At 62.4% G+C, this 24,265-nt stretch carries 24 protein-coding genes and 1 riboswitch; of the genes, 16 read left to right on the forward strand and 8 right to left on the reverse strand.

The features are described 5' to 3' along the window. Positions 1 to 17 precede the first annotated feature (17 nt). Together dnaN and dnaA are read right to left on the reverse strand one after the other, a co-directional pair. On the reverse strand, positions 18 to 1,136 hold the full coding sequence (dnaN, locus tag G486_RS0114860) for a DNA polymerase III subunit beta (protein WP_027016255.1): 1,119 nt from the start codon (positions 1,134 to 1,136) through the stop codon (positions 18 to 20). Positions 1,137 to 1,259: 123 nt separating this feature from the next. Next, complete coding sequence (dnaA, locus tag G486_RS0114865; RefSeq protein WP_084455316.1) at positions 1,260 to 2,666, reverse strand: chromosomal replication initiator protein DnaA; 1,407 nt, start codon at positions 2,664 to 2,666, stop codon at positions 1,260 to 1,262. 336 nt (positions 2,667 to 3,002) lie between these two features. Between dnaA and rpmH the strand changes: the two genes are divergently transcribed. From rpmH to G486_RS0114895, 7 genes are all read left to right on the forward strand, one after another. After that, entirely contained in the window at positions 3,003 to 3,137 is a 135-nt protein-coding gene (gene rpmH / locus G486_RS0114870) for a 50S ribosomal protein L34 (RefSeq protein WP_012207856.1), read from the forward strand. A gap of 67 nt (positions 3,138 to 3,204) precedes the next feature. Further along, positions 3,205 to 3,699, forward strand: coding sequence for a ribonuclease P protein component (locus G486_RS0114875; protein ID WP_027016257.1), 495 nt, complete (start codon positions 3,205 to 3,207; stop codon positions 3,697 to 3,699). Then, the gene (gene yidD / locus G486_RS23640; RefSeq protein ID WP_084455318.1) at positions 3,696 to 3,983 is read left to right on the forward strand and encodes a membrane protein insertion efficiency factor YidD; all 288 of its coding nucleotides are present in this window, start codon (positions 3,696 to 3,698) and stop codon (positions 3,981 to 3,983) included. The genes G486_RS0114875 and yidD overlap by 4 nt, the downstream gene beginning before the upstream one ends. Then, a complete protein-coding gene (gene yidC / locus G486_RS0114880) occupies positions 3,980 to 5,698 on the forward strand; it encodes a membrane protein insertase YidC (protein ID WP_027016258.1) in 1,719 nt (572 codons plus the stop codon). The genes yidD and yidC overlap by 4 nt, the downstream gene beginning before the upstream one ends. Before the next feature lie 265 nt (positions 5,699 to 5,963). Beyond that, on the forward strand, positions 5,964 to 7,361 hold the full coding sequence (gene mnmE / locus G486_RS0114885) for a tRNA uridine-5-carboxymethylaminomethyl(34) synthesis GTPase MnmE (RefSeq protein ID WP_027016259.1): 1,398 nt from the start codon (positions 5,964 to 5,966) through the stop codon (positions 7,359 to 7,361). 216 nt (positions 7,362 to 7,577) lie between these two features. Continuing rightward, a complete protein-coding gene (locus G486_RS0114890) occupies positions 7,578 to 8,057 on the forward strand; it encodes a Crp/Fnr family transcriptional regulator (RefSeq protein ID WP_027016260.1) in 480 nt (159 codons plus the stop codon). 95 nt (positions 8,058 to 8,152) lie between these two features. After that, positions 8,153 to 8,773, forward strand: coding sequence for a hypothetical protein (locus tag G486_RS0114895; protein WP_027016261.1), 621 nt, complete (start codon positions 8,153 to 8,155; stop codon positions 8,771 to 8,773). Positions 8,774 to 8,834: 61 nt separating this feature from the next. On the opposite strand, the gene G486_RS0114900 is transcribed toward G486_RS0114895, so the two are convergent. Then, entirely contained in the window at positions 8,835 to 9,392 is a 558-nt protein-coding gene (locus G486_RS0114900; protein ID WP_027016262.1) for an adenine phosphoribosyltransferase, read from the reverse strand. A 143-nt stretch (positions 9,393 to 9,535) separates the two neighbouring features. Between G486_RS0114900 and G486_RS0114905 the strand changes: the two genes are divergently transcribed. The 4 genes from G486_RS0114905 to G486_RS0114920 all read left to right on the forward strand — a co-directional run bounded on the left by G486_RS0114905 (position 9,536) and on the right by G486_RS0114920 (position 12,685). Beyond that, complete coding sequence (locus tag G486_RS0114905; RefSeq protein WP_027016263.1) at positions 9,536 to 10,531, forward strand: KpsF/GutQ family sugar-phosphate isomerase; 996 nt, start codon at positions 9,536 to 9,538, stop codon at positions 10,529 to 10,531. A 121-nt stretch (positions 10,532 to 10,652) separates the two neighbouring features. After that, the gene (locus tag G486_RS0114910; RefSeq protein WP_027016264.1) at positions 10,653 to 11,213 is read left to right on the forward strand and encodes a KdsC family phosphatase; all 561 of its coding nucleotides are present in this window, start codon (positions 10,653 to 10,655) and stop codon (positions 11,211 to 11,213) included. Next, complete coding sequence (gene lptC, locus G486_RS0114915; protein ID WP_027016265.1) at positions 11,210 to 11,833, forward strand: LPS export ABC transporter periplasmic protein LptC; 624 nt, start codon at positions 11,210 to 11,212, stop codon at positions 11,831 to 11,833. The genes G486_RS0114910 and lptC overlap by 4 nt, the downstream gene beginning before the upstream one ends. Before the next feature lie 45 nt (positions 11,834 to 11,878). Beyond that, positions 11,879 to 12,685 (forward strand): SDR family oxidoreductase, encoded by an 807-nt coding sequence (locus tag G486_RS0114920; RefSeq protein WP_027016266.1) that lies wholly within the window; start codon positions 11,879 to 11,881, stop codon positions 12,683 to 12,685. Positions 12,686 to 12,816: 131 nt separating this feature from the next. On the opposite strand, the gene G486_RS0114925 is transcribed toward G486_RS0114920, so the two are convergent. Both G486_RS0114925 and G486_RS0114930 read right to left on the reverse strand, forming a co-directional pair. Next, positions 12,817 to 13,260 carry an RNA recognition motif domain-containing protein gene (locus tag G486_RS0114925; RefSeq protein ID WP_027016267.1) on the reverse strand — a complete coding sequence of 148 codons (444 nt, stop codon included), beginning with the start codon at positions 13,258 to 13,260 and terminating at the stop codon, positions 12,817 to 12,819. 240 nt (positions 13,261 to 13,500) lie between these two features. Beyond that, positions 13,501 to 13,860 carry an RNA recognition motif domain-containing protein gene (locus G486_RS0114930; protein WP_027016268.1) on the reverse strand — a complete coding sequence of 120 codons (360 nt, stop codon included), beginning with the start codon at positions 13,858 to 13,860 and terminating at the stop codon, positions 13,501 to 13,503. Between the two features lie 276 nt (positions 13,861 to 14,136). Continuing rightward, positions 14,137 to 14,319: riboswitch (yybP-ykoY riboswitch) on the forward strand. Between the two features lie 24 nt (positions 14,320 to 14,343). On the opposite strand from G486_RS0114930, the gene G486_RS0114935 reads away from it, so the two are divergent. The 5 genes from G486_RS0114935 to G486_RS22460 all read left to right on the forward strand — a co-directional run bounded on the left by G486_RS0114935 (position 14,344) and on the right by G486_RS22460 (position 19,751). Continuing rightward, positions 14,344 to 14,925, forward strand: a complete 582-nt coding sequence (locus tag G486_RS0114935) for a TMEM165/GDT1 family protein (RefSeq protein ID WP_027016269.1) — start codon at positions 14,344 to 14,346, stop codon at positions 14,923 to 14,925. 106 nt (positions 14,926 to 15,031) lie between these two features. Continuing rightward, entirely contained in the window at positions 15,032 to 16,225 is a 1,194-nt protein-coding gene (gene metX / locus G486_RS0114940; protein WP_027016270.1) for a homoserine O-succinyltransferase MetX, read from the forward strand. Beyond that, a complete protein-coding gene (metW, locus tag G486_RS0114945; RefSeq protein ID WP_027016271.1) occupies positions 16,222 to 16,806 on the forward strand; it encodes a methionine biosynthesis protein MetW in 585 nt (194 codons plus the stop codon). Before metX ends, metW begins: the two co-directional genes overlap by 4 nt. A 307-nt stretch (positions 16,807 to 17,113) precedes the next feature. Further along, on the forward strand, positions 17,114 to 18,604 hold the full coding sequence (locus G486_RS0114950; RefSeq protein ID WP_027016272.1) for a M20 family metallopeptidase: 1,491 nt from the start codon (positions 17,114 to 17,116) through the stop codon (positions 18,602 to 18,604). A 244-nt stretch (positions 18,605 to 18,848) separates the two neighbouring features. Continuing rightward, on the forward strand, positions 18,849 to 19,751 hold the full coding sequence (locus G486_RS22460; RefSeq protein WP_051303564.1) for an alpha/beta hydrolase: 903 nt from the start codon (positions 18,849 to 18,851) through the stop codon (positions 19,749 to 19,751). A 6-nt stretch (positions 19,752 to 19,757) separates the two neighbouring features. On the opposite strand, the gene G486_RS22465 is transcribed toward G486_RS22460, so the two are convergent. From G486_RS22465 to G486_RS0114970, 3 genes are all read right to left on the reverse strand, one after another. After that, the gene (locus G486_RS22465) at positions 19,758 to 21,125 is read right to left on the reverse strand and encodes a capsule biosynthesis protein (RefSeq protein ID WP_051303566.1); all 1,368 of its coding nucleotides are present in this window, start codon (positions 21,123 to 21,125) and stop codon (positions 19,758 to 19,760) included. Between the two features lie 102 nt (positions 21,126 to 21,227). After that, positions 21,228 to 23,309, reverse strand: a complete 2,082-nt coding sequence (locus tag G486_RS0114965) for a capsular polysaccharide biosynthesis protein (protein ID WP_027016273.1) — start codon at positions 23,307 to 23,309, stop codon at positions 21,228 to 21,230. Then, on the reverse strand, positions 23,290 to 24,264 hold the full coding sequence (locus tag G486_RS0114970) for a KpsF/GutQ family sugar-phosphate isomerase (RefSeq protein WP_027016274.1): 975 nt from the start codon (positions 24,262 to 24,264) through the stop codon (positions 23,290 to 23,292). Before G486_RS0114970 ends, G486_RS0114965 begins: the two co-directional genes overlap by 20 nt. Position 24,265 lies beyond the last annotated feature (1 nt).

Consider the following 24,265-nt stretch of genomic DNA (forward strand, 5'->3'; position numbering starts at 1 on the left):
GGTGGCAGCTCTCTTTTTTAAATGCGCATGGGCATGACGACATATTTGAAGCTGTCGTTCTCGGGAATGGTCACGAGGGCCGAGCTGTTGCCGTCCTGCAGCTCGATCTTGACCATGTCCTGGCTCATGTTGGACAGGGCGTCGATCAGGTAGGTGACGTTGAAGCCGATGTCGATGGTGTCGCCGCCGTAGTCGATGTCGAGCTCGTCCATGGCCTCTTCCTGCTCGGCGTTGTTCGAGGCCACGCGCAGCGTGCCGGGCTCCATGGTCAGGCGCACGCCCTTGAACTTGTCGCTGGTCATGATGGCGGTGCGCTGCAGGCTGGCCAGCAGCGGTGCGCGGCCCAGGGTCACGCTGTTCTGGTGGTTCTTGGGAATCACGCGGTTGTAGTCGGGGAACTTGCCTTCGACCAGTTTGGTGACGAACTCCATGCCGCCAAAGGTGAACTTGGCCTGGTTGTTCGCGAACTGCATCTCGATATGCGGCTGGTTCTCGCCGCCCGCATCCGACAGCAGGCGCTGCAGCTCGAGCACGGTCTTGCGCGGCAGAATCACTTCCTGCTTGGGCACTTCCACGTCGAGCTGGCTGCTGGCAAACGCCAGGCGGTGGCCGTCGGTGGCCACCAGGCTCAGGGTCTTGCCCTCGGCCACGAACAGGATGCCGTTCAGGTAGTAGCGAATGTCCTGCACGGCCATGGCAAACGACACCTGGCCCAGCAGGTCCTTCAAGACCTTTTGCGGCACGCTGAACGCGGGGCCGAAGGCTGCGGCTTCCTGTACCAGCGGGAAGTCCTCGGCCGGCAGGGTCTGCAGCGTGAAGCGGCTTTTGCCGCCCTTGAGCAGGATCTTGTTTTGCTGGGTCTCCAGGCTCACGGTCTGGTCGCCGGGCATGGTCTTCAGGATGTCGATGAGCTTGCGCGCCCCCACGGTGGTCGTGAAGTCGCCGGTGTCGCCACCGAGCTCGGCCGTGGTGCGGATCTGGATCTCCAGGTCGCTGGTGGTCAGCTGCAAGGCGTTGCCGGTCTTCTTGATCAGCACATTGGCCAGAATCGGCAGGGTGTGGCGGCGCTCGACAATCCCGGACACGGACTGCAGAACCGCGAGCACTTTGTCTTGTGTGGCTTTCAGAACGATCATGTCAACCTCGAATATTCAGAAAATGCAGGCCTTGAGTGGAAACGGTGGCGGCAATGGACCCTCTCTCGCCGCTGCAACCCCCCATTTTGCCGCGAGCATGTGACCGGGGCGGGGGAGTTTTCATCAACCTTTGAGTGTTTGCTCCAGCACATGAAGCTGCTGGTTGAGTTCGGTGAGCTGCTGGCGTTCGCCGGAAATCTTTCTGACCGCGTGCAGCACCGTGGTGTGGTCGCGTCCGCCGAACAGCTCGCCGATCTCGGGCAGGCTTTTCTGCGTGAGCTCCTTGGCCAGGTACATCGCAATCTGGCGCGGCCGCGCAATGCTGGCCGGGCGCTTCTTGCTGTACATGTCGGCGACCTTGATCTTGTAGTAGTCGGCCACGGTCTTCTGGATGTTCTCCACGCTGATCTGGCGGTTCTGGATCGACAGCAGATCGCGCAGCGCCTCGCGCGCCAGCTGGATCGAGACTTCCTTCTGGTTGAAACGCGAGTAGGCGAGGATCTTGCGCAGCGCGCCTTCGAGCTCGCGCACGTTGGAGCGCACGTTCTTGGCCACGAAGAAGGCCACTTCCTCGGGCATCTCGGCGTTTTCGGCGCGCGCCTTGTTGATCAAAATGGCCACGCGCATCTCCAGCTCGGGCGGCTCGATGGCCACGGTCAGGCCGGAGTCGAAGCGCGAGACCAGGCGCTCGTGAATGTTGGCCAGACCCTTGGGATAAGTGTCGGACGTCATCACGATATGGCTCTTCTTGGCCAGCAGGGCCTCGAAGGCGTTGAAGAACTCTTCCTGGGTGCGGTCCTTGTTCGCAAAGAACTGCACGTCGTCGATCAGCAGCAGATCCAGCGAGTGATAGCGCTCCTTGAACTCGTCGAAAGTGCGCCGCTGGTAGGCCTTGACCACATCCGAGACGAACTGCTCGGCGTGGATGTAGAGAACTTTGGCGTCGGGCTTGTCGGCCAGCAGCTTGTTGCCCACGGCATGCACCAGGTGGGTCTTGCCCAGGCCCACGCCGCCATAGATGAACAAGGGGTTGTAGAGGTGGCCGGGCGAGCCCGCCACATGCATCGCAGCCGAGCGCGCCATGCGGTTGGCCGTACCTTCGACCAGGGTGTCGAAGGTCAGGGCTGCGTTCAGCCGTGTGCGGAAAACCGGGGCCGCAGGCTCTTCGCTGGCCGCCGCAGGCGTGGCCATGGTGACGGTCTCGGGTGCGGCGATACGGTCGCCCGATGGGGGGCGGACATAGGTTCTGACAACGCTTTCTCGCTGAGCGAGCGCTAACTCAAGGGCCACGGGCTGGCCGTACAGGGATTCGAGCATGGCCGAGATGCGGCCTGCGTATTGAGCACGAATCCAGTCGAGCTTGAAGCGGTTGGCCACGTAAACCGTGACCTTGGAAAAATCTTCTGCAACCTGCGCGCTCAGAGGCTTGATCCAGGTATTGAATTGCTGCTCCGGCAGTTCCTGGCCCAGTTGTTCAACGCAGACTTGCCACAGGCTCTGGCCTGCGTCATTCATAGGTTCCTCGGTCATTGTTGAATCTTAAGCTGTGGATAGGAGGAACGGTCTAGAGTCGTGCATTGTAGCTTTTTGGAAAGTTATCCACAAAATATCAGATGCTTTTTCTGCGCCGGGGCCGAATATCCCTTGCGCCCCCTGGAATTCCTCAGGCATTGCAACAAGCGCGCAACGCTGTGATAATCGCGGGTTTCCCTGAATGTGTTCAGGGTGATATGTCCCGGGCGCCTGGCCTGCACTGACTGGTTCACAACTGGAAGGGCAAGGCTGGAGCTTCGGGGGCCGCTTGGATGAGGGAGTATTGTCCCGCAGGGCGGCCAGAGCAAAACTGAACCTTATCAAGGAACCATCATGAAACGTACTTACCAACCTTCCAAGACCCGCCGCGCCCGCACCCATGGTTTCCTGGTTCGCATGAAGACCAAGGGTGGCCGCGCCGTGATCAACGCTCGCCGCGCCAAGGGCCGCAAGCGCCTGGCCGTCTAAGGCCACAGCTGTTGCAGGGCGGTCTGTTCTCGCACCGCGTTGTGCGCCCCTTTGCCGGGGTGTTCCCATGCAAAGGCTGAAAACGCGTCCGCAGTTCCAGGCGGCCATGGCTGCCGGCACGGTCTCGCGCACTGCACATTTCGCCTTGCACCGCATGGCGCTTGTGCAGTCACCTGCCGTCAAGCCTGATACAGGGCCCGGATCCCAGGATCCGCAGGCCCTGTTTGGCGTTGGCAGCTTGCGTGAGCAGGCCTGGCTGGGTGCCATGGTGCCCAAGCGCTGGGCGCGCCGCTCGGTCACGCGCCATGCGATCAAGCGCCAGATCTATGCGGTGGGCGCCGAGCATGAGCTGCTGCTGCGCCAGGGCGCGCATGTGGTGCGGCTGCGCTCGGGCTTCGACAAGCGCCAGTTCGTGAGCGCGAGCTCCGAGGCCTTGAAGCGTGCCGTGCGCGAGGAGTTGCAACTGCTGTTTGCCGAGGCTGGTCGTCGCCTGGCACGCCAGGCCGGGGCCCAGCCAGGCGCGACTGCAACTGCAACCACAACTGCGCAGGCCCGGCCATGATGCAGCGCTTTCTGATGACCCTGGTGCGCGGCTACCGCTTGTTGCTCAGCCCCTGGCTGGGCTCGGCCTGCCGATTTACCCCGACCTGCTCGGCTTATTCTCTCGAAGCGCTGGAGAAACACGGCGCTGCGTTAGGCTCTTATCTGACGGTGTGCCGGCTGGCGCGCTGCCATCCTTGGTGTGCAGGCGGGCATGATCCCGTGCCAGAGCGCAGGCCCAGGCTGTTTTCCTGCCTTGGCGCGTCAGGGGCCGCACAATCTTCCTCTTCTGAGAAGTCTTCATGAACGATATTCGCCGCACCATTTTGTGGGTGATATTTGGCTTTACGCTGGTCTTGCTGTGGGACAAATGGCAAGTACACAACGGCAACAAAGCCACATTCTTTCCCACACCGCCTGCTGCCACGGCCCAGGCTTCCGAAGCCGGCAAACCTGCGGCCACCGATGCCAGCGTGCCTGCGGCCTCTGCTGCGGCCGCTTCGCCCAGCGCCGTTCCCGGTGCCGAGCCGGCCGCCGCCGAGGCTCCTGCCGCGCCGCGCGAGGATGTGGTGGTCAGCACCGATGTGCTGCGCCTGACCTTTGACAGCCAGGGCGCGAAGCTCAAGCATGCCGAGCTGCTCCAGTACGCGGACTCGCAGGACAAGAGCCGCCCCTTCGTGCTGTTCGACGAGAGCGTGCATCGCGTCTACCAGGCCCAGTCCGGCCTGATCGGCGGCGCTTTCCCCACGCACAAGACGCCCATGAACGTGCTGCCCGGCGCGCGCGAGCTCAAGGAGGGCGAGGATCAGCTGCAGCTGCGCTTCGAATCCGCCGAGCAGGGCGGCGTGAAGCTGGCCACGACCTGGACCTTCAAGCGCGGCGCCTACGACATGGGCGTGCGCCACGAGGTCATCAACAATGGCAGCGCCGCCGTGAGTCCGCAGCTCTATGTGCAGCTGGTGCGCGACGGCAACAAGCCCGAGGGCGAGCAGACCACCATGTACTCCACCTTCACGGGCCCGGCGGTCTATACCGACGAGAAGAAGTACCAGAAGGTCGAGTTCAAGGACATCGAGAACGGCAAGGCCAGCGTGGAGAAGACTTCGTCCACGGGCTATGTGGCCATGGTCCAGCATTACTTCGCCAGCGCCTGGCTGCTGCCCGAGGGCACGGCGCACGACAACTTCGTGCGCAAGGTGGACAACAACCTGTATGCGGTGGGCTCGATCGCCTCGCTGGGCCAGATCGAACCCGGCCATACCAAGAGCCTGGACGCGCGCCTGTTCGCGGGCCCGCAGATCGAAAAGAAGCTGCAACTGCTGAGCCCTGGCCTGGAGCTGGTCAAGGACTACGGCATGTTCACCATCCTGGCCAAGCCCATGTACTGGCTGCTGGACAAGCTGCACAGCTTCCTGGGCAACTGGGGCTGGTCCATCGTGGCCCTGGTGCTGCTGCTCAAGATCGCCTTCTACTGGCTCAATGCCAAGGCCTACTCCTCCATGGCCAAGATGAAGGCCATCAATCCCAAGATTCAGGAAATGCGCGAGCGCCTGAAGGACAAGCCCCAGCAGATGCAGCAGGAGATGATGCGCATCTACCGCGAGGAAAAGGTCAACCCCATGGGCGGCTGCCTGCCCATACTGGTGCAGATCCCGGTGTTCATGACGCTGTACTGGGTGCTGCTGTCCAGCGTGGAAATCCGCAATGCGCCCTGGATTGGCTGGATCACCGACCTTTCGGCCAAGGATCCGTACTTCATCCTGCCCGTGCTGATGACGCTGTCCTCGCTGCTGCAGACCGCGCTCAACCCCGCGCCGCCGGACCCCATGCAGGCCAAGATGATGTGGATCATGCCTCTGGTGTTCAGCGTGATGTTCTTCTTCTTCCCGGCCGGCCTGGTGCTGTACTGGCTCACGAACAACATCCTGTCGATCGCCCAGCAGTGGATCATCAACACGCGCATGGGGGTTCCGCCCCAGTTCAACCTGCCCAAGTTCGGCAAGGCCGACGCCGGCAAGTAAGCCACCCGGGGCCCTGCTGGCCCCGGCTGAATCCCAAGCCCGCAGATGCGGGCTTTTTTGTGCCCGGCTGTTGGGAGAGATGGATGAAACATAGCTGCTAGCGCAAGCCCTATACGGATTTCAAGATGATTTCCATCTGAGATCGTTATGTGGAGAGTGGTAGCAGCTCTTATAAAGCGAGCGTTCTTTTCCCCACGGCCAGGCCGCTGCAGGCATGGCGGCTATCATCGCGGCCTGCATCTCTCTCCCCTTTCAAGGCCTTGCCATGTTGTCTCGCCATCACCAGCCCATCGCCGCCATTGCCACCGCACCGGGGCGCGGAGCCGTGGGCATTGTGCGGGTCTCGGGCAAGGGTCTGGGGCCGCTGGTGCAAGCCCTGTGCGGGCGCGAGCTCAGGCCGCGCGAAGCCAGCTATCTGCCCTTCAAGGACGCCAGGGGCGCGCCCATAGACCATGGCCTGGCCTTGTTCTTTCCCGGCCCGCACAGCTATACGGGCGAGGACGTGCTGGAGCTCCAGGCCCATGGCGGCCCCGTGGTGCTGCAACTGCTGCTGGCACGCTGTCTGGAGGCGGCCCAGGCTCCGGGCGAGGGCGGCCAGGCCCTGCTGCCCGCGCTGCGCCTGGCCCAGCCGGGCGAATTCACCGAGCGCGCTTTTCTGAACGACAAGATCGACCTGGCCCAGGCCGAGGCGATTGCCGACCTGATCGACGCCAGCACCGAGGCCGCGGCACGCAGCGCCAGCCGCTCCCTGTCGGGCGCGTTCTCCGAGGAAATTCACGGCCTGCGCGATGCGCTCGTGCACTTGCGCATGCTGGTCGAGGCCACGCTGGACTTTCCCGAGGAGGAAATCGACTTTCTGCAGAAGGCCGACGCCGCAGGCCAGCTCACCCGCCTGCATGCCCAACTGGCCCAGGTGCTGGAGCGTGCCCACCAGGGCGCGCTGCTGCGCGAAGGCATCAAGGTGGTGATCGCCGGCCAGCCGAATGCGGGCAAGAGCTCGCTGCTCAATGCGCTGGCCGGGGCCGAGCTGGCCATCGTCACTCCCATTGCGGGCACCACGCGCGACAAGGTGCAGCAAACCATACAGATCGAGGGCGTGCCCCTGCACGTGATCGACACGGCAGGGCTGCGCGAGAGCAGCGACGAGGTCGAGCGCATCGGCATTGCGCGCGCCTGGGACGAGATCGCGGCCGCCGATGCCGTGCTGTTCCTGCACGACCTCACGCGCCACGACGAGGCCGACTATCAGGCCGGCGATGCAGCGATTGCCGCAAGCCTGGCCCAGACCCTGCCGGCCCAGGTGCCGGTGATCCATGTCTGGAACAAGACCGACCAGGCCGCAGCCCAGGACCCGGGCCTGGCGCTGTCGGCGCGCACGGGCGAGGGCCTGGATGCGTTGCGCCGACGCCTGCTCGAAGTCGCGGGCTGGCAGTCCGCGCCCGAGGGGCTTTACCTCGCGCGCGCACGCCATGTCGAGGCCCTGCAGGCCGTGAGCGCGCATCTGCAGGAGGCCGAAACCCAGCTCCAGGCCCGGGCCGCGCACCTGGACCTGCTGGCCGAGGAACTGCGCCTGGCCCAGATCTCGCTCAACAGCATCACGGGCGAGTTCAGCTCCGATGATTTGCTGGGGGTGATCTTCTCGAGCTTTTGCATCGGCAAGTGAGGCAGGACTAGTGAGTCCTTGCATGACTTGCTCGGGAAAAGCACGTTCAGCAGCATAGACGTGCTATCTTGCGCGACAAAATTTGCTGATTCGGAAGCGGGACAAAGCCTTGGTTCCATCCTGACTCTGGCTTAGCATGCGCGGGCCGCGGTGTGCCGCGTTCCTGTTGGCCGCCTGAGCGCGGCTTGGTCAAGAAGCTATTCGTCCAGGACTTTCATGTCTTTTGCCTCCGACAACGATTTGAGCCGCCTGAGTGCGGCCGTGACCTCGGCCGTCGCCGTGGATGGCGTGCAGACACCGCTGACTGCCCAGCAATGGACCTTGCTGGCCCCCTATCTGTTGCCCGTGAACCTGGCGGCCGGCGAAGTCCTGTTCGCCCAGGGAGCCGAGGATCGCAGCCTCTACTTCATCGAGTCGGGCAGCTTCAGCGTGCACTACCAGGACAGCAAGGAGCGCATACGGCTGGCCATGGTCGGGCCCGGCGCCATCGTCGGCGAAGGCGCGTTCTTTGCCCACCGCCCCCGGCGCGCCACCGTGCAGGCTGCATCCGCAGGCCGGCTCTGGTGCCTCACGGCCATGCGCTTTGCCGAACTGGGCAACCGCCTGCCGGCCCTGGCCTTGAACGTGGCCATGATGGCGGGCCAGGTTCTGGCACGCCGCGCCGTGGATAGAAGCCGGCGCGTGGCCAGTACCTGATTTTTTGCGTCAGGACATGGGTTCAACCCCTGGGGAGCTGGGGATAAAGGCACAATACGTTTTATTTGTGACTTTTTGTGAATTTAAAGGCTCCCATGTCTTTGTTTGGCTGGTTGAACCGGCTTACCGGCAAGCCGCACCCGCTGGCGCAGCAGGCTGCTGAAGGCTTGCGTCCTCAAGCTGCGGTGCGCAGCCAGCGCTCCGAGCGCCGCGAGCAGCTTTATCTGGTGGTGCGCAACGTCATGGTGCGCGCCGGCGTGCTGTCCGCAGGCTACAAGTTCAAGGTTCTTTCTCTGGACAAGGTGGGGCAGCGCTTCGTGCTCATGGTCGATGTGGCCCCGAGCTACGGCGAGCAGGCCTTGCGGCTGCGTGCCATCGAGAACCTTCTCGTCCAGACGGCGCAGAGCCGGCTGAATGTGGCGGTGACATCGGTCTACTGGCGCATCAGCGAGCAACTGGCCGAGCAGCCCGCAAGACCAGGGCCGGCCGGCATAGCCCAGGGCCAGGCTCCGAAGCCCGGGGACGAGGCCCTGGAGCCGTTCGAGCCCGTCAGCGCCGAGGAGATGCAGGCTTTCAAGCTGGCGGCGTCCCTGCCGCCCATGGAGCGCAGCAGGCCCTTGCTGGGACCGGGCAGCAGGTCGTCGATACGGCATGCATCGTCGGGCGAGAACACCCATCTGGAGCTGGGCATGACCCAGTTCGGCGAGCTGCACTAGGACGCATAACCCAGCGAGCAACCCGGCGTGCAATCACCGGGCATAGGCGCTTTGCGCGTGTTCAATGACCCGCGAAGTCCACCAGTGTGAACAGCTCCAGGCCGCTGGCACGCAGGTGCTGGGAGCCGCCGAGCTCGGGCAGGTCGACGATGGCTGCGCCTTCCACGACAACGGCGCCCAGCTTTTCGAGCAGCTTCTTGCCGGCCATCATGGTGCCGCCCGTGGCGATCAAATCGTCTATGAGCAGCACCCGGTCGCCGGGCTTGACCGCATCGGTATGCAGCTCCACCGTGGCACTGCCGTATTCAAGTTCGTAGGTTTCTTCCACCGTGGTGAACGGCAGCTTGCCTTTCTTGCGTATGGGCACGAATCCCAGGTTGAGCTCGTGGGCGACCACGGCGCCCAGGATGAAGCCGCGTGCATCCAGGCCTGCCACCACATCGGGGCGCAGTGCGGACTGCATGTAGCGGTGCACGAAGGCATCGGTCATGACGCGAAACACCCGGGGATCCTGCAACAGGGGGGTGATATCGCGAAACTGCACGCCGGGAGTCGGCCAGTCGGGGACGGTGCGTATATGAGAGCGCAGAAAGTCGCTGACGCTGGTGGTGGTGTGCATGGCAAACGCAAAATCAGACAAAAGGCTGCCAGTGTACCCAGGGGCCTGTCTTCAGGGCCGCAGGGCTTGCAAGCGGCTTGTAGGCCGGCTCCATGCCCTGGCTTGCCCCGGGTGAACAAGGGACTGGCTCTAGAATCCGGGGGATGAATTCCAATGCCGCCACAACGCTGGATGCGAGCCGGACTTTGAGCCTGGCGCGCCATACCCTGGAGATTGAAGCCCAAGCCCTGAACACCATGTCCGAGCGCATGAACGGTGCGTTCACTCAGGTGGTGCAGCGCATTTTGCAGCTCTCGGGGCGGGTGATCGTAATGGGCATGGGCAAGAGCGGCCATGTGGGGCGCAAGGTCGCGGCAACGCTGGCTTCCACGGGTACGCCGGCCTTTTTTGTGCATCCGGCCGAAGCTGGCCACGGCGATCTCGGCATGTTGACCAGGGCCGATCTGCTGCTGGCCTTGTCCAATAGCGGCGAGACCGACGAGCTCACGGCCGTGCTGCCTGCGGTCAAGCGCCAGGGCATTCCGCTGGTAGCCATGACCGGCGGCCTGAATTCCACACTGGCCCGCCATGCGGACTGGGTGCTGGATACCCGGGTCGAGCGCGAGGCCTGTCCCCTCAATCTGGCCCCTACGGCCAGCACCACGGCGCAGATGGCCATGGGCGATGCGCTGGCCGTGGCCTTGCTCGATGCGCGTGGCTTTGCGGCCGAGGATTTTGCGCGCTCCCATCCCGGGGGCTCGCTAGGGCGCAAGTTGCTCACCCATGTGCGCGATGTGATGCGCAGCGGCGCAGACCTGCCCCAGGTCGAGCCCGCAACAGGCTGCCTGGCGCTGATGCGCGAGATGAGTGCCAAGGGCCTGGGCTGCTCGGCCGTGGTCGACGGGGCTGGCTTGCTGCAGGGTGTGTTCACCGACGGCGATCTGCGCCGCTGCGTGGAGGCGGGCATGGACTTGCGCGCACTTCTGGCCGGTGACGTGATGCATGCGAACCCGCGCACCATTGGTCCCGATGCCCTGGCCGTGGATGCGGCCCGCATGATGGAGGAGTACGGCATCACGGCCGTGCTCGTCACCGATGTGCAGCGCCGCCTGCAGGGCCTGGTCCATGTTCGCGATCTCATGCGAGCCAAGGTGATTTGAGATGGGACGACACTCCCTGAGTCGCTTAGAGCGTGTTCACGATCTCCTCGCGGCGCGCCAGTGCCTTTGCGGGGCGGTCCCGGGCTTGGCCGCGCCAGTTTCATGCCATGGATGACTGAATATGCGTTTATCTTCCTTAGTGCCGGTTCAGAACTGGGATGCGCAACTGCTGCTGCAGGCCCAGGATGTGGGCGTGGTGTTTTTTGATGTCGATGGCGTGCTCACCGATGGCGGCCTGTTGTTCTCGGGCGAGGGCGAGCAGCTCAAGCGCTTCAACACGCTTGATGGCCATGGGCTCAAGCTGCTGCAAAAGGCCGGCATCACTCCGGCCGTGATCACGGGGCGCGATTCCCCGGCCTTGCGCCTGAGGCTGCACAACCTGGGCATCGTGCATGCGACGTTCGGGACGGAGGACAAGCTTCCTGCGGCCCAGGCCATGCTCCAAGCGCTTGGCTTGGACTGGAGTCAGGCAGCGGCCATGGGCGATGACTGGCCGGACCTGCCGGTGCTGCGGCGTGCACGCTTTGCCTGCGCTCCGGCCAATGCCCATGAAGAGGTACTGGCTGCGGCCCACTGGATGACGTCGCGCTGTGGCGGGCAGGGAGCCGTGCGCCAGCTTTGCGACCTATTGCTGGCCGCGCGTGGCGCCTATGCCGGGTTGCTGGCTGAATACGCGTCATGAAGCCATCCTGGCGCAGGGTTGCGGACCGCTTATCGATTTACCTGCCCGTGTTGCTCATGGGCCTGCTGGCCCTGGGCAGTTGGTGGCTGGTGCGCAGTGCGCCTCAGCCGGTGGCAAGCGGGCCTGAAAAAGCTCCGGTGCATGAGCCTGATTACTTCATGAAGGACTTCTCCATCAAGAGCTTCGATGTCACGGGTCGGCTCAAAAGCCAGCTCGAAGGCAGCATGGCGCGCCACTATCCTGATACCGACACCTTGGAAATAGATGATGCGCGCATGCACACAGTTGCGCCGGACGGCCGCATCACCAATGGCCGTGCCAAGCGCGCGCTCAGCAATGGTGACGGCTCCGAGGTGCAGTTGTTCGGCAATGCTGTGGTCACGCGCCAGGCCTTTACTTCGGCCGCGGGCAAGGCCTTGCCCCAGATGCAGTTCGAAGGCGAGTTTCTGCATGCCTGGCCCAACGAAGAGCGTGTGCGCTCCAATCAACCCGTGGTGCTGACACGGGGGGCTGACAGGTTCACGGCCGACAATCTCGAATATGACAACCTGGATCAGGTCATGCAGATGAAGGGCCGGGTGCGCGGCGTCATCCAGCCTGCGCCATCCAAGGCCCAATGAGTGCCGCAAGCCCGTGGCGTCCGGGGCTTTAACCCAGGGGATGAGATGAATGCGTTTCCCGAACTCGGGCCAGCACCGCTGGCCTTCATCACCGGAGCGTCCAGCGGCATAGGCCAGGCTCTGGCACTGCGCTGCTATCAGGCGGGCTGGTCGCTGGCCATGGTGGCCCGGCGTGGAGCGAGCATGGCGCAGTGGGCGGCCGAGCAAGGCCTGGATGCGAGCCGCTATGCGATCTACGAAGCCGATGTGGCCGATACCGAGAGCATCATCGCTGCTGCCCAAAGCTGCATGCAGCAGCAAGGCCTGCCCGATCTGGTCGTGGCCAATGCGGGCGTGAGCTGGGGCGTGGATACGGCGCGGCGTGAGGATCTGGACGTGATGCAGCAGGTGCTGCAGGTCAACGTATTGGGCGTGGCTGCGACCTTCCACCCCTTCATCGAACCCATGCGCAAGCGTGGCAGCGGCCGCATGGTTGGCGTGGCCAGCGTGGCCGGACTGCGCGGCTTGCCTGGTCATGCAGCCTATTGCTCCAGCAAGGCTGCGGCCATTGCCTATTGCGAAAGCCTGCGCGGCGAGTTGCGTGGAACAGGAGTCAGTGTGCTTACCTTGTTGCCTGGTTATGTTGATACGCAACTTACCAAGAGTAACCAATACGCCATGCCGTTTTTGCTTTCTCCAGAGGCCTTTGCGGAAAAGGCCTGGCATTTGATTCAAAGCTCTCGCAGTTACGCCATCGTTCCATGGCAGATGGCCTGGGTTGGCAGGCTGATGAAGATCATTCCAAATGCGTTGCTCGACCTTGCGCTGGAAAATAGAACGCGAAAAAATCGACATTTGGAAACCTTGGACTGAATGTTTTTCTAATGAAATGCAAAAGGTTATTAATTCAGCAATATAAGTTGGCGTGAATATATAAAAAAGCTCTCGAAAGAGAGCTTTTTATTTTGAATCAGAGATGATGCGTTGGGCGGTAAGCCGCGAGCTTATTCACTGTGGTTATTATTACCCCATCCTCCACGGTTGCCTCCGCGCGGTCCCGAGCCATAAGGGCTGCGGAAACCACTGTCATTACGACCGCCATTGCCGTCTCCACGGTTGCCGCCAAAGCCGGAGTCACGGCTGTAGCCGCCTTCGCTGCGAAACCCTCCACCAAAGCCGCCCGAGCGCGGCGGCCGGGGCTCCATGGGACGGGCCTCATTGACCACCAGGCTGCGGCCGCCCAAAGGCTGCCCGTTCATGCCCTGTATGGCGGCCTGTGCCTCTGTCTCGCTGGACATCTCGACGAAGCCAAAGCCTTTGGAGCGTCCGGTGTCACGCTCCATCATCACGCGGGCGCTTGTCACGGCACCGTACTGGCTGAATACCTGCTCCAAGTCGTTGTCACGCACACCGTAGGGAAGGTTGCCGACGTAAAGCTTATTACCCATTGAAAACTCCTCAACTCCTTTGATTAAGCGCTTGGCTTCAGGATTCAGATCCAGCAAATTCCCTTTTTGAAAGAATTTGACAAACTTTCCTAAACACTTCGCGATCGAACTGATTTGTTCGAAATAGGATTATGAGGCAGAAAAAAAGAAAAAATATATACTCCAAATCGCGAATGAACAACGAATAGAAACAAAAAAGAGGCCTTTAAGGCCTCTTTTTTCAGGTATTAACCCGAGTGATTAGTAGCTGCGACGGCCGCCACCAAAGCCACCTTCGCGGTTGCCACCGCCGTAACCACCACCGCCGCCGCCGAAGCCGCCGCCAAAGCCACCGCTACGGGGAGGGCGGGGCTCCATGGGACGAGCTTCGTTGACGACCAGATCACGGCCGCCACGGTTTTGGCCGTGCAGGCCCTGAATAGCGGCTTGTGCTTCGGCATCGCTGCCCATTTCCACAAAGCCAAAACCCTTGGAACGGCCGGTGTCGCGCTCCATCATCACCTTGGCGCTGTTAACGGCGCCGAATTCGCTGAAGGCCTGCTCCAGATCGTTGTCGCGGAAGGTGTACGGCAGGTTGCCGACGTAAAGTTTGTTGCCCACAGAGGACTCCTGAAAAAACTGATAAACGCGATGGAGCCCTAGGGAGTCAACAGATGACAACGTTAGAGACGCAAACGCACTCGCTTCCACCTGAACCCAAGTTCAAAATGGACGCTCCAGCATTATGTGGCAGAAGTTTTGTGATTCTGTTACCAATTGGCAAAAATTCATGTTCGTCACAACACAAAAGTCCCCGTGATTACCCTGTCCTTGCGCCAATGCATAAGCATATTCCATGGCGCATCGGACTTGGATGGCGAACTGTTATGATCGCGGCCTACTGTCTTTGGGGAGTAGGCCGTTCGCAGCCAATGGCTGCGAATGCATGCGTCAACAAACTTGGGCCACCAGGCCTATGGCGCATGCGGCGCGCAGCGCAATGCTGGGCGTGACCGGGCGAGACCATTGACTGCGCACCGACCTTAAAGGCCGGAGTTGGTGCGTGGTCAATGTGCGCTCTATCCGGCCGGATTACATCCCACCATGGAAGCGTTCCTGATCTCCACCTCTGTTGTTGCCCTGGCTGAAATGGGTGATAAGACCCAGTTGCTGGCGCTGGTGCTGGCCGCCCGTTTTCGCAAACCCTGGCCCATTGTTTTTGGCATTTTGGTGGCGACGCTGGTCAACCATGCACTGGCAGGTGCACTCGGGGCATGGGTCACCAGTCATCTGGGTGAGAGCACCATGCGCTGGATCCTGGGTCTGTCCTTCATCGCCATGGCAGGCTGGATGCTGATTCCTGACAAGCTCGATGATGAGGAGGAGCTGGACAAGCATTCGCGCTGGGGTGTCTTCGGCACCACGCTGGTGGTGTTCTTTCTGGCGGAGATGGGCGACAAGACGCAGATCGTCACGGTCATGCTGGCCGCCAAGTACAGCGCCTATCTGTGGGTGGTGGCCGGCACCACGCTGGGCATGATGCTGGCCAATGCGCCCGTGGTCTGGCTGGGCGACAAGTTGGTCAAGCGCGTGCCGATACGTGCGGTGCATGTGATCTCGGCGCTGATCTTTCTGGTTCTGGGCCTGCTGGCGCTGTTCCTGCCGGGGACGGGCGTTTTGGCATAATGGCCGCTTACGCGCCGATTTGCTTGAGCTTGCGGGCGCTTTATAAATCCAGCTAAAGACGACCCCCGCGAACCCGGCCTCGTTTTTAGCGATGCCGGGTTTTTTCATGTCCTTCATCGTCACACCCCAATCCATGCATTTCGACGAGCCCCTGCCGCTGCAGGGTGGGGGCTCGATCCGCAGCTATGACCTTGCCTACGAGACGTATGGCCAGCTCAATGCGGACAAAAGCAATGCCGTGCTGGTCTGCCATGCGCTCAACGCCTCCCACCATGTGGCCGGTGTCTACGAGGGCCAGCCCAAGAGTCAGGGCTGGTGGGACAACATGATCGGCCCGGGCAAGCCCGTGGATACGAACAAGTTCTTCGTGATCGGGGTGAACAACCTGGGCTCCTGCTTTGGCTCCACGGGCCCCATGCATCCCGATCCTGAGACGGGCCGGATCTACGGTGCGGATTTTCCCGTGGTCACGGTGGAGGACTGGGTCGATGCCCAGGCCAGGCTGCTTGACCGCCTGGGCGTGGACCAGCTCGCAGCCGTGCTGGGCGGCAGCCTCGGCGGCATGCAGGCCTTGAGCTGGACGCTGCGCTATCCCCAGCGCATGCGGCATGCGGTGGTCGTGGCCAGTGCGCCCAATCTGAATGCCGAGAACATTGCGTTCAACGAGGTTGCGCGCCGCGCCATCGTCACCGACCCCGACTTTCATGGCGGCCACTTCTACGAGCATGGCGTGGTGCCCGCGCGCGGCCTGCGCATTGCGCGCATGATCGGCCACATCACTTACCTCTCGGACGATGTGATGAACCAGAAGTTCGGCCGCAGCCTGCGGGCTCCAGAGCTCCCCCCTGGCGCAGATCCGCAGCCCGGGGATGTGGCGCAGGGTCTGCGCGACTATCTGTACTCCACCCAGGATGTCGAGTTCCAGATCGAAAGCTATCTGCGCTACCAGGGCGAGAAGTTCAGCAACTACTTCGATGCCAACACCTATTTGCTGATCACGCGTGCGCTGGACTACTTCGACCCCGCGCGCGCGCATGACGGGAATCTGACCCAGGCCCTGGCCCAGGCCCGTGCGAGCTTTCTGCTGGTGAGCTTCACCACGGACTGGCGCTTTGCGCCTGCGCGCAGCCGCGAGATCGTCAAGTCCCTGCTGGAAAACAACCGCGACGTGAGCTATGCCGAAATCGACGCGCCTCACGGCCACGATGCCTTTTTGCTCGACGACGCGCGCTACATGGGCGTGATGCGCTCCTACTTCGATGGCATCGAACTCAATCTGAACAGCAAGGAGGCCGCATGAGCGAGCTGACCACCATGCAGACCATCGCGCGTCTGGTTCCTGCGGGCTCGCGCGTGCTCGACCTGGGCTGCGGCGACGGTGCGCTGCTGTCGTACCTGCAGCGCGAGCGCGGCTGTACGGGCTATGGCGTGGAGAGGGACGACGCCAATGTGCTGGCCTGCGTGCGCCGTGGCGTGAACGTGCTGCAGCTCAACCTGGAGGACGGGCTGGCCATCTTCGACGACAACAGCTTCGACGTGGTGCTGCAGATCGACACCTTGCCGCATCTGCGCAATGCCGAGGTCATGCTGCGCGAGACGGCGCGCATAGGCCGCTCGGGCATGGTCGCCTTTCCCAATTTTGCGCACTGGCCGAATCGTCTTTCCGTGCTGCGCGGGCGCATGCCGGTCACGCGCCGTCTGCCCTACCAGTGGTACGACACACCCAATATCCGCGTGGGTACCTACAAGGATTTCGAGGTGCTGGCGACCAAGAACCGGTTGCGCATTCTCGACTCGTTCGGCCTGCACAACGGTCAGATCGTGCGCTGCCTGCCGAACCTGTTGGCGGGAACGGCAGTGTTCCACTTTGAAAACACCTGATCCCCGGGCCCGCAGCCGGGCCGCGAGGCGGATCCGGGGCGGGCGTTGAGCTACCAAAAAAAGAGCTGTTACCGCTTGATAGTGTTGAGTTTCAAGTGGTTTTCATGCTGAAAACCTTGTACAAGAAGCGCTTGCAGCTCACTTTCTTGCCAGCGCCTGTTGCACGCGCTCGCCTGTGCTCCCACAGGCGGCTGCGTCATGGCCTGCGGGCTCAGACTTGCAAGCCCATGCAGGCCGGATAAAGGCCGCCATCCTGCACAATGGCCGGTATCTGGGGCTGGCCCTGCTGCCCCGAGGAGAACACACCATGAATGCACCGCTTGCCGCCCAGGTTCTGGATTCACAGGAGGCCTTGAGCCGGCTCAGCCAGAAGTGGGACCAGGACATCGTCCCCGAGCTCAGAAACTACATCACCATCCCCGCCAAATCCCCGATGTTTGCACCCGACTGGGAGCAGCAAGGCCATCTGGAAACCGTGCTGCGCAATGCGGCCGAGTGGGTCGAGGCGCAAAAGGTCGAAGGCCTGCGGCTGGAGATCGTGCGCCTGCCGGGCCGCACGCCGGTGCTGTTCTTCGAGGTCGATGGCACCCAGGCCAAGGCTGCCTCCAGCCCCACGGTGCTGATGTACGGCCACCTGGACAAGCAGCCCGAGTTCGATGGCTGGCGCAGCGATCTGGGGCCGTGGACGCCCAAGTACGAGGACGGCAAGCTCTACGGCCGTGGCGGCGCCGATGACGGCTATGCGGTCTATGCGAGCGTGGCTGCCGTGCAGGAGCTCAAGCGCCAGGGGTTGGCGCATCCGCGCATCGTGGGTCTGATCGAGACCTGCGAGGAAAGCGGCTCGCGCGACCTGCTGCCCTATGTGGATGCGCTGCGCGCGCGCCTGGGCGAGGTCGGCCTGGTGATCTGCCTGGACAGCGGCGCCGGCAACTACGACCAGCTGTGGCTGACCACCAGCCTGCGCGGCATGGCCAGCGGCACGCTCAAGGTGGAGATCCTCACCGAAGGCGTGCACTCGGGCGATGCCTCGGGCGTCGTGCCCTCGTCGTTTCGCATACTGCGCCAGGTGCTGGACCGGCTGGAGGACAGCCAGACCGGGCGCCTGCTGCCCGCAGGCTTTCACTGCGAAGTGCCGGCCGAACGCATGGAGCAGATACGCGCCACGGCCGCGATTCTGGGCGAGGACGCCTATGCGCGCTTTCCCTGGGCGCATTACGACTGCGGCGGCTCCACGCTGTTCGCCCTGCCCACGACCACCGATCCCGTGCAGGCCCTGGTCAAGCGCACCTGGGAGCCCACGCTCAGCGTGACCGGCGCCGAAGGCCTGCCCTCGCTGCAGAACGCGGGCAATGTGCTGCGCCCCTACACCGCCTTCAAGCTCAGCCTGCGCCTGCCGCCCCTGGTCGATGCAGCTGCCTGCGTACAGCAGATGAAGGCACTGCTCGAGGACAACGCCCCCTACCAGGCGCGCGTCACATGGGAGGGCCTGTCGGGCGCCAGCGGCTGGAATGCGCCGCCCATGGACGCCTGGTTCGAAAACGCCTTGAACACGGCCAGCCAGGCGCATTTCGGCACCTCCTGCGGCTACATCGGCCAGGGCGGAACCATCCCCTTGATGAACATGCTGAGCCAGGGCTTTCCCAAGGCGCAGATGATGGTCTGCGGCGTGCTGGGCCCCAAGAGCAATGCCCACGGCCCCAACGAGTTCCTGCATGTGCCCTACGCCAAAAAGCTCACGGCCGCCGTGGCCCAGGTGATGGCGGCCATGGCCAGCCAGCCAGCAGAGCAGACGGCTTGAGCGCAGCGGCCCAGGCCGATGATTCATATGAAAAACGCTTGTAGCGCTTGTCCAGCAAGCGCCACAAGCTATGTTTTTGATAGTTTCGAGGCATGAGCCATGGAGCCGCCGGCCGGACAAACACAGCCTGGCCGGACCGTGCAAGCGAGATTGACGCAGACGCTCTGCTGCTCCATGGTGGTGAACTGCATGGGCAGGCTCTGGCCTGTGATGCGATTTGCATAATGAAGCCAAGGAGAAAGCCATGTCCGAGCAAATCATCAGCGATGCCGCGCAGATCAGCCAACTGGCCGCGCCCGATGGCAGCCGCCTGGTACTGCATGACTGGCCCCAGCGCTCTTCGCTGCCGGCCAGGGCCACGGTTTTGATGGTCCACGGCCTGGGCGAGCATGGCGGCCGCTATGCGCTGGCGGCTCGCCATCTGAACGAATGGGGCTTCGCCGCACGCAGCTACGACCAATACGGCCACGGCCTGTCCGACGGACCGCGCGGCGGCCTGAGCAGTGACACGCGCCTGCTGGACGACCTGGCCTTTGTGATCGACGACACGCGCTCGCGCATGCCGCGCGGCCAGCCCCTGGTGCTGCTGGGCCACAGCATGGGCGGCCTGGTGGCGGCGCTGTTCGTGGCCAAGGGCATGCGCAGCGTCGATGCCCTGGTGCTCTCCTCGCCCGCGCTGGCCATCCACCTGAGCCCGGTGCAAAAGCTGATGCTGTCCGTACTGCCGCAGATCATTCCCAATCTGCGCGTGGCCAATGGCTTGCAGGTCGACTACCTGTCGCATGACCCCGCCGTCTGTGCGGCCTACAGAGCCGACTCCCTGTGCCATGACAGCATCAGCGCCCGCCTCGGGCAGTTTCTGGCCGAAGGCGGCGCCCAGGTCCAGTCCCGTGCGCGCCATTGGTGCGTGCCCAGTCTGCTGCTCTGGGCGGGTGAGGACAGGCTTGTCGATCCCGAAGGCAGCCGCCTGTTTGCCGCGCATGCGCCGGCCGATCAGCTCCAGTCCCAGTGCTTTGGCGGGGCCTACCATGAGCTGTTCAACGAAAGCCCGGAGCTTGCCGACCCCGTGTGGCAAAGACTTGGAGACTGGCTGGATGCGCGCTTTTGCGCATCGGGCATGGCAGGGCACGGCGTTCAGGGCGCTTGAGTCGGCTCAGTTCTCGTTTTTTTCGAGATCGTGCGCAGGCTCGGGTATCACGCCGCGTTCGGGCCCTGCAGGCTTTTGCCCGGGCAATTGGGATGCCGCAGGCCCGGGACTGCGCGGTGCAGCGCCTGGAGTGCCGACCTTGGCCGGGGGGGCGGGTATCACGGAAGCGGGCTCATGGAGGGCCAGGCGCTTTCCCGAGTAAAACGACCCCGCAACCTGGGTGCGCTGTACCAGACAATTGCGAAACTGCTGCACCAGGGCCTTGGCGGGCGCCTTGGGCTGGTGCCAGAACGCATCCAGATCGCCCTCGAAAGCCAGCCCGGGCAAGGCATAAATGGCCCGGCCCATGGTCTTGACCGGCGTGCCATGAAACAGCGAAGACAGGCCCACGGTGCTGTTGATCACCACCGTGCCAAGAGCCGCCTTGAGCAGTGAGGGCAGATACTGGTCATGGATGTAGAGCACGCGCTCGCCCAGGCCCAGGGCCTGGGTCAGATGCGCTATCTGCTGGCGGTAGTTCTTGTGGCCGCGGTCCATGGGATGCTGCTTGATGACCAGCAGGACATCGGCAGGAGCCGAGCGCGCAAACGAGCGCATGACTTCGGCAATGAAGTCGCGCACGCTGCGATAGTCGCTGTGCTCGCGCACCTGGCTGTCGTTGAAGACCTGCAGCGGTACGAGAAAGAACTGCTTGCGCTTTTCATGCACCAGCCGTTGCCCGATACCGGATTCGCTGAAGCGATACCACTGCTTGCGCAGACCCGCACGCAGCCAGTACCAGGCCTCGGGGTAGAGGTCAAAAGGCTTGTGGTGGCGGTACAGCTCGAAACGCTTGCGGCCCAGGCGAGCCTGTAGATAGTACTGGGCCGAAAACCAGGCCATCTTGGCAAACGGATTGCTGAACTTTTTGTGCTCGGCGGGCGGTGGCCTGGCATTGTCCAGGGCCACATGCATGGCCGCAGAGAACGCGTTGACCCCGCCTCTCTCAAAAGTCACATAGCTGGGGCGCACATAGCCCTCTTCGAATACAAAGACCTCTACGCCACGCAGCTTGGCGCGCACCACGGCCGAGCGGTGGTAACCGCGGCAGTCGCCAAACAGCACGACGGCATCGATTCTGTGCTGAATCAGCAACTGCTCGAAGAACCCCGTCCATTCGCTGGGCGCACCCTTGAAGGCGATGGCATTGGGCTGGCGGTAAAACCACTCGTCACCGGCGTTGAAGTTGACCTTGAGTACCTGCTTGCCGTGCTCCTGCAGGAACACGGCAAGATGCTCGAAGAAAGGGCCCATGGGCCCTTGGAGCAAAAGCACGCGCTGTCGTGTGCCCAGGCGCTGAAGAATGGGAGCGCCGGCCATGCTTGCCTGCCTCATTGCCCTCCTCCTGGACTGTGGCGGCTCCAAGCACACCCTGCCAGCAACAGCAGCATGTGCTTGTCCCACAAGCCGAAGATGAGGAGGGCTGATGGCATGGCGTTACTGCTTGTGCAACAAGGAGATGAGCAGCACACGGGCTTTGCGTAGCTGGCGTCTTAGAAAGCCGGAGCGTAGCTTGGCCATACGCCCCTTGGCTTCCAGCGCGTTGCGTTGCTCCAGAATGCGGTGAAGAACAGCCTCGCAGCTTGTATAGCCCTTGAGATCAGGGTCCCAGTAAAGCGGGTAATGTAATAAAGCCCCTGCCACAAGCTCATCCAGAGTCAGACTTCGCAGCCGCCTCTGAGGCTGCAGCCTATCCTCGGTCAGGCCCCAGCCTGCGTAAAAAGGTAGACCATGAACCACTACTTTCTTTTCACGCAAAAGAGCATCAAAGCCCGTGAGCGAGGTCATGGTGTGCACCGTATCGCAGGCGGCTATGCAACTGGTCACTGATGATCGGGTTTCTACATGATCAGCAAAGCACAAGATCTCGCTCAGAGCCAGACGCCCCTTGCGATTGCCCGATTGCACATCGGGATGAGGCTTGAAAACGATGAAGGCATCGGGGTGACTGGAGCGTGCTGCACGCAACAAATCCAGATTGGTCTGTACCTCGGGACTGCCAAAGCGAATGGAGGCATCGTCTTCCACCTGACCCGGTACTAGCACGACCTGGCGGCCTTTGTTGGGCCAGTCCACAGGCTCGCGCGGCTCCTGGTTGTACTTGGTAATCCCATGCTCCACGATGAAGGCTCGTACCTTGCGCGCCCGCTCAAGATCAAGCGCATCGAAATACCGGGTATTGAGCAAATGCTCCAGGTCGCTGGGGCCGCTTGCATCAAAGTAAATACCGCTGGCATCGAGCACGAAAGACTGGGGGGCAATCAGGTCCGAGCCCAGCCCTACCGAGCGCACAAAGCCATCTTCCATACGCAGCAGCCGCACATGGCATTGTTCGGCAAGACTTCTCAGCCCTTCGGGAGGAGCTGCGCCCCAGAACACCAGGCAGTCCTGGCCCTGGGGCTTGAGCCTTGCTGCTGCTGCTGCATCGGGCACAAAGTGCACTTTGTCAGGAAAGAGGGACAGCATGGGCCGCAGGTTGAAAGCCTTCCAGCGCCTGAAGCCCACGCATATCATGCGCTCCGCAAAGCGCTGGCTTATCTCGCGCTGGCGGGCCAGCCAGTCCATGACATCGAAGATATCGCCACGCTCATGCGTGACCGGATCCAGATAGTGCGTGTAGTGCAGATAGGCTGCAGCGAATAGCTCATCTACAGAGCGCTTGCGCGTGCGGCGGGTCAGGACGCTGGCATTTGCCTGCCGGTCATCCGTGGTTCCCCAGCCCGCATACCAGGGCAGACCAAAGCAACTCACGGGCTTGCCTGCGAGCAGCGCCTCAAAGCCCATGCCCGAGGTCACCACATAGACCTTGTCCATATGCGCAATCAAGTCCTGTGGATTGATGACTTCGCGCAGCACCGCGATGCGCGCATCCGCCTGTACATGCGTGAGATAGCCGCGTTTGCGCCCCGAGCTGACCTCGGGGTGGGTCTTGACGTAGATCGTGGCTTCGGGGTTTTCGTCCAGTGCAGCGGCCAGCATGGCCGCAAAGGTCTGGGCCGTGGCACCACCCAGTGCAACGCTCAAGTCACCTGCAGTCTGGTCAATGACCAGGACACGCTGCCTGTCATTGGGGCGCAGGGCCTCTTGTGCCAGTGCTGGCGCATGGTTGTATTTGCTCAGCTGCAAAGCTTGCAGCTTGGTCATGGCTGCAGCTGTGGCCTTGGTAACCAGGGCTGTATTGCTTTCGAGCAAATGCTCCAAAGCGCTTGGCTGGGTGCTGTCGTAGTAAACACCTTGCTTGTCCACGATAAGCGATAGCGGAGGAAAGCGATCGCCTGAGCCGAAGGAGCGCAAGAAACCATCCTCCAGTGCCACATAAGGCAAGCCATGCCTCAAGGCATACGAGCGGGCTGACCGGGTACTGGGGCGCAGCCCCCAGCCTGCGATGGCACTGGTGCGGGGAGGGCTCCAAGAGTGGACGTGTACCGTGGCACTGCCGATCAGCGCTGACAGAAATGGCAGCTTGAGTATGCCCCTGGAGAAAATTCCGAGGCAGCGCTCAGATGGCTGGAGGTGCATTTTTGAGGCCGAAGATCTGCAGCACGCCTACAACCTTGCCTGCATCTTCAACGACCAAGGCCCCCACCTTTTTTTCCTTCATATAGATCTCTGCCTCCGCAAAGCGGGTGTCGGCAGGAATCGTCAAAGGTCGGGCGGACATGATCTGGTGGGCACACAAGTGCTTGACTTCATCCTGTGCCTCAAAAGCCCGGCGCACATCGCCGTCAGTAATGATGCCGCACAGCTGGTCTTGCTCCATGACCAGCGCCAGCCCCAGACGCCCATAGGTAATGGCGTTGATCACATCCCTAAACGCCGCACCGGGCGTGCAGGTGGGTAGTGGACCTTTGTCCATGACATCGCGCACACGCGTCAGCAGCCTGCGCCCCAGGCTGCCGCCGGGGTGAAAGCGGGCAAAGTCCTCGGGCTGGAAGTCGCGCTTGACGGTCAATGCCACGGCGAGTGCATCGCCCATGACCAAGGTCGTGGTGGTGGAGCTGGTCGGCGCCAGATTGTTCTTGCAGGCCTCACGCTCGACCCCGACATCCAGGGCCACATGCGAGTTCTGGGCCAGAGTGGACTGCATGTTGCCTGTCAGGGAAATGATCTTGTTTTGCTGATACTGCAAAAAGGGCAGTATTCGCAGGATCTCCTCGGTTTCGCCGGAGTTGGATATCAGCAAGGCCACATCGCCGGACCGGATCATGCCAAGGTCACCGTGGAACGCCTCGCCAGGATGCACAAAAAAAGCCGGCGTACCTGTGGAGGCCATGGTGGCCGCGATCTTCTGGCCGATGATGCCCGATTTGCCCATGCCCACAACCACCACGCGGCCACGCATGCCCATGACGATTTCCACTGCGGTGTCAAAGCACTTATCCAGACGCTCGTGCATCAGTTGCAACGCCTTGATCTGGATCTCTATCGTTTCGCGTGCGGTGGCGAGCACCTCCTGGGATTGCTCTTGCTTCATG

The organism is Comamonas composti DSM 21721, from assembly GCF_000429845.1.
Classification (GTDB): domain Bacteria; phylum Pseudomonadota; class Gammaproteobacteria; order Burkholderiales; family Burkholderiaceae_C; genus Comamonas; species Comamonas composti.